The sequence below is a fragment of the Actinomyces denticolens genome, assembly GCF_002072185.1.
Classification (GTDB): Bacteria; Actinomycetota; Actinomycetes; order Actinomycetales; family Actinomycetaceae; genus Actinomyces; species Actinomyces denticolens.
In genome coordinates, this window is the sequence record NZ_MVIW01000016.1 from 58762 (window position 1) to 67054 (window position 8293).

An 8293-nucleotide genomic window follows, 5' to 3' on the forward strand; every position below is an offset into this window, starting at 1 on the left:
CGCCCGGTGGGGGGACACGGGGCTCATCCCGCGAGCTGGGCGCGCAGGTCGGCGACGGCGCTGCGCACGGTGTGGTCGATGATGTGGCTCTTGATGGTGATGCGCGCCCCGCCGATGACGGCGGGATCGACTGAGGTGTTGAGCTCGACCTCGGTGCCGAGGCGCTTGGTGAGGATGGCCAGCAGCCGGGCCTCCTGCGCGCTGGTCATGGGGGCGGCGGTGACGACATCGGCGATGCTGCGGCGCTGGAGGGCCGCCGCGCGCTCGACCACGCGGCGCAGGTTGCGCCGGGGCCCGCCCTCGGCGTGGTGGCGCACGCACCAGCGGACCAGGCTCATGGCGGGGGCGGACAGGTGCGGTCCGAAGACCTGATCCGCCAGGCGCACCCGCTGCTCGGTGGTAGTGCGCCGAGAGGGCTCCAGGGCCTCGCGCAGCTCGCGGTCCTGGCCGATGATCTCCGAGGCCTCGAAGACCTCCCGCTCGATGTCGGCCACGGTGCCATCGGCGTGGGCACCGGCGAGGATCGCCTCGATGCCCAGGTCGTGCAGGGCGGAGACGAGATCGACGGGCTTGGACCAGCGCCCGCGCGCCATGCCCCGCAGGAGCTCGACGACGCGCTCGTCGAGGCGGCCGGAGAAGAGCCGGGAGGCGAGGGCGGCCTTGTCCTCGCCGCTGCGCCCGGGATCGGTCAGCGGCCCGCGCAGCGGGTTCGCGGCGATCTCGTGGGCCATGGCCAGGATCTGCTGGCCCAGCTCCTGGCCGTAGGCGCCCGCGTCGCGCAGGACGGGGGTCCAGGCGGCGCGGGTGGCGGCGCGGGTCGCGGCTGTGCCCTGATTCACCGGAGCTCCTCCACGGAGGCGCCGCCGTCGACGCCCGGGGTCGCGGGGGCGGCCTCGAGCTCATCGAGGAAGCGGTCGATGACGCGGCTGGACAGCTCGGTGTCCTTGAGCTGCTCGCCGACGATCCGCTCGGCGAGTGTGGAGGCGAGCAGGCCCACCTCCGTGCGCAGCGAGATCTGCGCGGCCTGGCGCTCGGCGAGGATCTGGCGCTGGGCGGCGTCGAGGGCCTTGCCCGCCTCGCCCTGGGCCTCGGCACGGGCGGCGGCCACGATGGAGGCGGCCTCGCTCTGGGCCTTCTCCCGGATGGAGGCGGCCTCGCGGCGCGCCTCCTCCACGAGGCGGGCGGCCCGCTGCTCGGCACCGGCCTGATCCTTCTTGGCCTTGTCCGCGACGGCGAGGCCCTCCTCGATGCGCGCGGTGCGCTCGTCGAGGACCTTCGTGAAGCGGGGCAGGACGTACTTGATGAGCACCAGCGCCACGATGGCGAAGGAGATCGTGCCCCAGACCAGGTCATAGGTGTGGGGCAGGAGGAGGCTGTGCTCCTCCCCCGACTCCGCGGCCGCGGCGAGGGTGGTGATCATGACGGGGGCCATGGGGATGACCGTCGCCGATCAGAAGGCGAAGCCCGCGGCGAAGCCCAGCAGACCGAGGGCCTCGATTAGGGCCGCGCCGATGAACATGTTGGTGCGCAGGGCGCCGGCGACCTCGGGCTGGCGGGCGGTGCCCTCCTGCGTCTTGCCGACGAGGATGCCGATGCCGATGCCAGGGCCGAGGGTGGCCAGGCCGAAGCCGATGGTCGCGATGGATCCGGTCATGTTGCTTCTCCTTGTGGGTCTTGACGAGGGCTCTCGTCGTTCCCGGGTGGGCCCGGGTGGCTTGCTGGTGATTGGGTTGTCGGTGGGCGGTCGATGTCCGCTGCGGGGGCGATCAGTGGGTGTTGATCGAGGAGTCGATGTACACGGCGGTGAGCAGGGCGAAGATGTAGGCCTGGAGGGCGGCGACGAACAGCTCGAAGAAGACGAAGGCGATCGAGGCCCCGAAGGTGAGCGCCCCCAGGCCCTTGAGCGCCCCGGCGGCGTGGATGAACAGGGCGTTGGTCGCCGCGTAGCACAGCGCCAGGAGGAAGTGGCCCGAGACCATGTTGGCCAGGAGTCGGATGGTCAGGGTCACCGGTCGCATGACGAGGTTCGAGAAGAACTCGATGGGGATGATGAGGATCCACAGCGCCTTGGGCACGCCCCCGGGGAGCACCTGGGAGCGCAGGTAGCCGAAGACGCCGTGGTTCTTGATCCCCGCGTAGGTGAAGGCCACGTAGGCGACGACGGCGAAGACGATCGGCATGCCGATGACGCTCGTGGCCGCGATGTTGAGCCCGGGGATGACGCCGGAGATGTTGAGGAACAGCACGCCCAGGAAGATCGTGGTGATGATCGGGACGTAGGGCGCGGCCCGGCGCTTGCCGATGATCTCCTCGGCGATGTTGACGCGGGCGAAGTCGATGAGCATCTCGCAGACGCCCTGGAAGCGCCCGGGCACGACGCGCGCCCGGGAGGCCCCGATCACGAAGAACAGGACCAGGACGCCGGTCATGATGAGGCGGATCATCATGATGCGGTTCATCTCGAACGGCGTCCCCACGAAGGCGAAGCCCTCCGGGAAGAAGTCGGAGATCGACGGCGGCTCGAAGCCCTCCCGCGAGGCGGGCGCGAGCGCGCCGGCCACGAGAGTCGCGCTCATTGACACATGGCCTCCTCAAGGCAGTCCGGGGCGATCGATCAGGGCGAGGGCGCCGGTGGGGCCCGCCGGGGGCGGCGATCACTGACGTCGCGCCCACCACATTACTCCACGTTGCCCGGCGCGACGACAGTCATCTCGCATCGGCGGGGCGCGATGGCGCGGGATCTGCGCCCCTCTCGCTCTCGACGACCAGGGTCCGCCCGGCCGCCAGGGTCACGACCTCCACGGCGGTCACCACGATGAGGGCGAGCGCCAGGGAGGCGAGGAACCACGTGCCGGAGAACTCCTCCCGATGGGGCCCGGCCAGCAGGACCACTCCCACCATGACGGCGATCTTGGCGGCGAAGGAGAGCATGACGCCGCCGGAGGCCAGGAGGGGGAAGCGCTGCCACGGCACGAGCAGGACGACGGCGGTGATGAGGGTCAGCGCCAGTCCCGCGCCGCTGCCCCAGGCGGCTCCGGCCAGGGCCCGACCACCGCCGGCAGCGCCCGCGGCAAAAGTGGTGACGGCCGTCACTGTTCCGATGATGGCGACCCGTCGCCCGGCCCTGCGGAACACCGCCGCGGTGGGCTGGGCGATGGCGCTCCCGGCGCCCTCGGGCGCGCTCACGGGCGCTCCCCGCTCGTGGGGACGGCGGCGTCGGGGCCTCGGGGCGCATCGGCGCGATCGGGGGTCGCATGGGGGCGGACGCGCCCGGGCGCCGCGGATCGGAGCGCGCGACGCGCCTGGTGCCGGGCGCGCCTCCTGGCCCCGGGGCCGATGCCGGGGATGAGGTCCGTGGTCAGGGCGAGCGCGATGACGACGGCGATGAGGGCTCCGCAGGCCACGCGCTGCCAGGGCAGGACGGCCAGCGCTGCGACGGAGAAGGCGCCGATGGCGGCCCACAGGTACATGGTGAGGACGGCCCGGCGGTGCGAGTGCCCGCCCGCGAGGAGCCGGTGGTGCAGGTGGAGCTTGTCGGGGTGGAAGGGGCTCTTGCCCGCCAGGGTTCGGCGGGTGACCGCCATGATCATGTCGGCCAGGGGCAGCAGGAGGATGGCGACGGGGAGGATGAGGGGGAGGAACACGGGCACGGCCGAGGAGCCGGTGATCGTTCCGGGATCGATCTGGCCGGTGACGATGATCGTGCCGGCCGCCGAGACCAGCCCGAGCTGCATGGAGCCGGAGTCGCCCATGAAGATCGTGGCGGGGTGGAAGTTGTGGGGCAGGAAGCCCAGGCACACGCCGATGAGGGCGGCCATGATGGTGGCCGCCAGGGAGGTGTAGGCCTGGGGGCTGGTGGCCCTGGTGAGGATGTAGACGTAGATGAAGAAGGCCGTGGCGCCGATCCCGATGATCCCCGCGGCGAGGCCGTCGAGGCCGTCGACGAAGTTGACGGCGTTGATGACCACGATGATGACCAGCACGGTGGCTGCCAGGGACAGCCGGGAGGAGCCGATGGTCAGCCCTCCCACGGGGAAGGTGATGAGCTGCACCCCCTTGGAGGCCATGACGCCGGCGGCGAGGATCTGGCCCGCGAGCTTCGTCATCCAGTCGAGCTCCCACAGGTCGTCGACGACGCCCAGGAGGCACACCAGTCCCGCACCGATGACCACCGCCCCGGCGCTGGCATCGATCGTGCCGGCGAGGTAGGGGATCCTCGAGGCCACGGCGATGGCGGTCGCCAGTCCCACGAACATGGCGACGCCGCCGAGCCTGGGGATCGGCGAGGTGTGGACGTCCCGGTCCCGCACGGGGGTCAGCGCATGGGAGACGAGGGCGATATGCCGCACGATCGGCACGGAGATGTAGGTGGCCGCGGCGGCGATGAGCAGGATGAGAAGGTAGACCCTCATGCGCGGTCCTCCCCAGCCCGCGCGGCGCCTGCGAGCACCTCCCGGATGCGGGCGGCCGGGATGCGCCCCTCGCGCAGCACGCGGGGCCTGACGGCGTCATCGCCGGCCAGGGAGACGATGGTCGAGGGGACGGGGCCGGGGGTGGGTCCCCCGTCGATGAGCAGGATGTCGGGGCGGCCGCCCTCGGCCTCGCCGGGGTCATCGGTGACCAGCCCGGGGAAGGCCCTCCTCGCACCGGCGGCGTCGGTGGCCGGCGGCTCCCCGGTGGGGTTGGCGCTGGTGACCGCCATGGGGCCGGTGGCGCGCAGGAGCGCCAGGGCCAAGGGGTGGTCGGGCATGCGCACGGCGATGGTCCCGCCGGTCTCCCCCAGGTCCCATGCCAGCTCGGGCGCGGCGTCGAGGACGAGGGTCAGGGCGCCTGGCCAGAACCCGTCCATGAGGGCGCGCGCCGCGTCAGGGGGATCGACGACGACGCCGTCGAGCTGGTCGCGGCCCGCCACGAGCACGGGCGGGGGCATCTGGCGGCCGCGGCCCTTGGCGTCCAGGAGGCGCGCGACGGCGCCCGCATCGGCGGCGGCGGTGCCGATGCCGTAGACCGTGTCCGTCGGCAGGATGACCAGTCCTCCGGCCCGGGCGCGCGCCGCCGCGGCATCGATGGCGGCGGTCCGGGCGCTGGTGGGGGGGTTGACGAGGGTCACGCCCCGTATCCTCGCACGGATCGGACCGGGGTCGGCCGAGGGCCCGGCCCCGCGCCCGGGCGCCGCTCAACGTGCCGGCCGAACGTGCCGACGGCCGTGTCGGCCGGCCGCGTCAGCCGACGAGGGCGGTCCCGGCGGGGCTCATACGGCGCCGTCCTCCGCCGCGAGCGCGGCGAGCGCGACCCTCCGGACCACGAGGCCGCCGTCGGCCTCGTGGACGACGATGACGCCGGGCCCCCGCCCCGCGGGCGCCGCGGGGACGAGCGCGAGATCGGAGTAGCCGAAGGGCTCCTCGGGGCCGGTCAGGTCCACGCGCGCCCGCCATTGGCCGTCCGCTCCCCGTGCGGAGAGGCGACCGCCCCGCCGATGGGCGGGGTCGGCGGCGTGGGACAGGAGCAGGGTGGCGTCCGGAAGGCTGATGAGGCCGGCGTTGCAGCCCGGGTCGGGCAGCGCGGGGATCTCCTCGGGGGGCGACCAGGTCGATCCCCCGTCCGCGCTCGTCGACTCCAGGCGAGTGCCGCCGTAGGCGGCGTCCCGCGCGCTCATGACGAGCAGATCCCCGGCGGAGGCGATGATGGAGGCGATGGCGTGCTCATCGGTCCCGCTCGTGGCGGCGCCCCCGGCCAGGCTCGCGGCGGCGCCGTCGCTCAATGGGACCGGGGCGCCCAGGCGCCAGGTGAGGCCGCCATCACCGGACAGGAGGCAGGCCGAGCGCAGGGGCCGCGAGCCGTCCGGGCGCGGGGCGAGGGCGGCGACCACGGGCTGGACGAGACCCGTCGCCGTGGCGAGGCCGTGCCCGGAGACCGGGAAGATCACGGCGCCGTCGGGCCAGTCCTCGCTGGGCAGGGCCGCATCGGTGACGTCGCGCCACCGCCAGCTCAGGCCGCCATCGCCGGAGACGGCGTGGAGCAGCCGCATCGTGCCGGGCTCGGGCGGCTCGCCGGGCGTCCAGTACCGCCTGGGAGCCCGGGCGCCGAACAGGCCCACGTCCGAGCCGGCCGCGGCCAGCAGGTGGACGGCGCCGTCGTCGGCCACGATGAGCGAGGGGTCCGAGACGCCCGTCAGGCCGGGCAGGAGGGCGGGATCGGGATCCAGCGGCACAGGCTCGGCCCAGGTGGCGCCGCCATCAGTGGAGCGGCGCAGCCACAGGCGATTCGGGTTGGGAAGATCGTCCGGCAGGGCCCCTCCCGCGCCGCGCCAGGCGTCCCCCTCGGGGCGCGGGCGCAGGTCGTGCGCGAGGAGGAGGCCGCCGCCGGGCGCGGTGATGAGCGCGGGGACCCGGAGGATCCCCGCGGGCGCGCCGTCGGCGCCAAGCGGCGCGGTGAGGGTGGCCAGGCGCTCGGGGGGCAGGGGCATGGCGAGCGGGTCCTTCACAGGATGCGGTGGGCGGCCGCCCAGCGGGTGAGCTCATTGCGGTTGGACAGCTGGAGCTTGCGCAGGACGGCGGAGACGTGGGTCTCGACGGTCTTGATGGAGATGAAGAGCTCGGAGGCGCACTCCTTATAGGTGTACCCCCGGGCGATGAGGCGCATGACCTCGCGCTCGCGCGCGGAGAGGCGGTCGAGCTCGAAGTCGGCCACGGCGACCTCGCCGGCCTGGGCGCCGAAGGCATCGAGGACGAATCCGGCCAGGCGCGGGGAGAAGGCGGCGTCCCCGGCGGCCACGCGCCTGATCGCCATGGCCAGGTCCTCGATGGAGATGGCCTTGGTGACGTAGCCGCGGGCCCCCGCCCGGATGACGGCGACGACGTCCTCGGCGGCGTCGGAGACGGACAGCGCCAGGAAGCGGGTCCCCGCGGCGTCCGCGCAGTTGGCGGCGACCTCCGCCCCTCCCCCGCCGTTGCCGCCGGGCAGGTGGACGTCCAGCAGGACCACATCGGGGGCGAGGGCGCGGACGGCGGCGATGGCGCCCTCGACGTCGTCGGCCTCGGCGATGACCTCGATGTCCGGGGCGTGGGCGGCGAGCTCGGAGCGCACCCCGGAGCGCACCAGGGCGTGATCGTCGACGACGAGCACCCGCAGGACCGGGGCGCCCGACGGCGCGGGGGGATCGGATCGGCGCCCGCCTCCGGGCGCCTGGGCGTGGGTCATGACGTGCTCTCCTGGGTCTGGCGGGAGGCCGCGTGGGCGGGGAGCGCGAGCCTGACCTCGGTGCCATTGGCGAGGCGTCGGATCCGCGCGGTTCCACCATATCGCTCCATTCTGCCGATGATGGACTCGCGCACGCCGTGCCTGTCGGGCGGGGCGTCCGAGGGATCGAAGCCGGGGCCGTGATCCCGGACGAAGGCCTCGATGAGGCTCTCGGAGGCCTCCACGTACAGGGAGACGGGGGGCTCCCCGTGGCGCACGGCGTTGGACAGGGCCTCGCGGCTGGCGGCGACGATGACCTCGGTGTCGCGGTCCGGAGTGCGATCCCCGACGCAGACGACGTCGACGGGCACCCCGTGGAGGTCCTCGATCTCCCCGGCGAGGTCCCGGAAGGCATCGGCCGCGGAAGTGCCGGCCTCGGGGCGGTCGGTGTAGAGCCAGGCCCGCAGCTCGCGCTCCTGGGAGCGGGCCAGGCGCGCCACCGTCTCGGGCTCGTCGGCGCGCTTGCGGATGAGGGTGAGGGTTTGCAGGACGGAGTCGTGGAGGTGGGCGGCGATGTCCGCGCGCTCGGCGGCGCGGGCCTCGGCGGTCCTCGTGGCGGCCAGATCGCGGCTGGTGCGCAGCCAGAAGGGGGCGAGGATCGTGGCGATGCCCAGCACGAGGGCCCCTCCGGTCAGGCCGCCGGTGAGCATGGCGCGCGGCGGGATGTCGGAGGCGAGCCATACGAGGATGCCGGTGGCGGCCAGGACGAGTCCGGCGGCCAGGCGGGCGAGGGCCCAGCGGTCGCGGGGCCCGCCGGGGCTGGTGACCGCGTCGAGCTGGGACCACGCCAGGCCCGCGCCCATGGCGATGACGAGCGCCGGTAGGAGCGCCCCGGTGCGCGGCAGCAATCCGAAGCGCCAGAAGGCGAGCAGGATCGCTGCGGCGAGGAGGATGACGGCGCCCTGGAGCGCCCGGTTGGAGTCGCCGACCGGGTCCCCGCGCAGGGCCGCCCGGAGGCGGTCCGCCCAGGCCCCGCCGCCCGAGCCGCCCGGGGAGCCGCCCGCGTCGGCCGGATGCCCCGCGGCGCGCGGCGCGGTTTCCGCGGCGCCCGCCT

The 8293-nt window shown here is 74.1% G+C and carries 10 protein-coding genes; all 10 read right to left on the minus strand.

Annotated elements, in window-relative coordinates; translation table 11 throughout:
• Positions 1-23 precede the first annotated feature (23 nt).
• On the minus strand, positions 24-839 hold the full coding sequence (locus tag B1H55_RS06265; protein ID WP_073451360.1) for a F0F1 ATP synthase subunit delta: 816 nt from the start codon (positions 837-839) through the stop codon (positions 24-26).
• Positions 836-1432, minus strand: coding sequence for a F0F1 ATP synthase subunit B (locus tag B1H55_RS06270; protein WP_073451361.1), 597 nt, complete (start codon positions 1430-1432; stop codon positions 836-838). The genes B1H55_RS06265 and B1H55_RS06270 overlap by 4 nt, the downstream gene beginning before the upstream one ends.
• 18 nt (positions 1433-1450) lie before the next feature.
• Positions 1451-1654, minus strand: a complete 204-nt coding sequence (atpE, locus tag B1H55_RS06275; protein WP_073451362.1) for an ATP synthase F0 subunit C — start codon at positions 1652-1654, stop codon at positions 1451-1453.
• Between the two features lie 112 nt (positions 1655-1766).
• The gene (gene atpB, locus B1H55_RS06280) at positions 1767-2576 is read right to left on the minus strand and encodes a F0F1 ATP synthase subunit A (protein WP_073451363.1); all 810 of its coding nucleotides are present in this window, start codon (positions 2574-2576) and stop codon (positions 1767-1769) included.
• A gap of 130 nt (positions 2577-2706) precedes the next feature.
• On the minus strand, positions 2707-3186 hold the full coding sequence (locus B1H55_RS06285; RefSeq protein WP_077240441.1) for a hypothetical protein: 480 nt from the start codon (positions 3184-3186) through the stop codon (positions 2707-2709).
• A complete protein-coding gene (locus B1H55_RS06290; RefSeq protein WP_077240442.1) occupies positions 3183-4412 on the minus strand; it encodes an MraY family glycosyltransferase in 1230 nt (409 codons plus the stop codon). Before B1H55_RS06290 ends, B1H55_RS06285 begins: the two co-directional genes overlap by 4 nt.
• Positions 4409-5110, minus strand: a complete 702-nt coding sequence (locus B1H55_RS06295; protein WP_371836540.1) for an L-threonylcarbamoyladenylate synthase — start codon at positions 5108-5110, stop codon at positions 4409-4411. The genes B1H55_RS06290 and B1H55_RS06295 overlap by 4 nt, the downstream gene beginning before the upstream one ends.
• A gap of 141 nt (positions 5111-5251) precedes the next feature.
• A complete protein-coding gene (locus B1H55_RS06300) occupies positions 5252-6466 on the minus strand; it encodes an exo-alpha-sialidase (RefSeq protein WP_077240926.1) in 1215 nt (404 codons plus the stop codon).
• A gap of 14 nt (positions 6467-6480) precedes the next feature.
• Positions 6481-7200, minus strand: a complete 720-nt coding sequence (locus B1H55_RS06305) for a LuxR C-terminal-related transcriptional regulator (protein ID WP_231952793.1) — start codon at positions 7198-7200, stop codon at positions 6481-6483.
• A partial coding sequence (locus B1H55_RS06310; protein WP_080461640.1) for a sensor histidine kinase occupies positions 7197-8293 on the minus strand: 1097 nt, incomplete at its 5' end. The genes B1H55_RS06305 and B1H55_RS06310, both read right to left, overlap by 4 nt.

Bases quoted from the DNA above. Each gene is read 5' to 3' on its own strand.
- B1H55_RS06270 (WP_073451361.1), bottom strand. From the start codon at position 1,432: ATGGCCCCCGTCATGATCACCACCCTCGCCGCGGCCGCGGAGTCGGGG.
- atpE (WP_073451362.1), bottom strand. From the start codon at position 1,654: ATGACCGGATCCATCGCGACCATCGGCTTCGGCCTGGCCACCCTCGGC.
- atpB (WP_073451363.1), bottom strand. From the start codon at position 2,576: ATGAGCGCGACTCTCGTGGCCGGCGCGCTCGCGCCCGCCTCGCGGGAG.
- B1H55_RS06290 (WP_077240442.1), bottom strand. From the start codon at position 4,412: ATGAGGGTCTACCTTCTCATCCTGCTCATCGCCGCCGCGGCCACCTAC.
- B1H55_RS06300 (WP_077240926.1), bottom strand. From the start codon at position 6,466: ATGCCCCTGCCCCCCGAGCGCCTGGCCACCCTCACCGCGCCGCTTGGC.
- B1H55_RS06305 (WP_231952793.1), bottom strand. From the start codon at position 7,200: ATGACCCACGCCCAGGCGCCCGGAGGCGGGCGCCGATCCGATCCCCCC.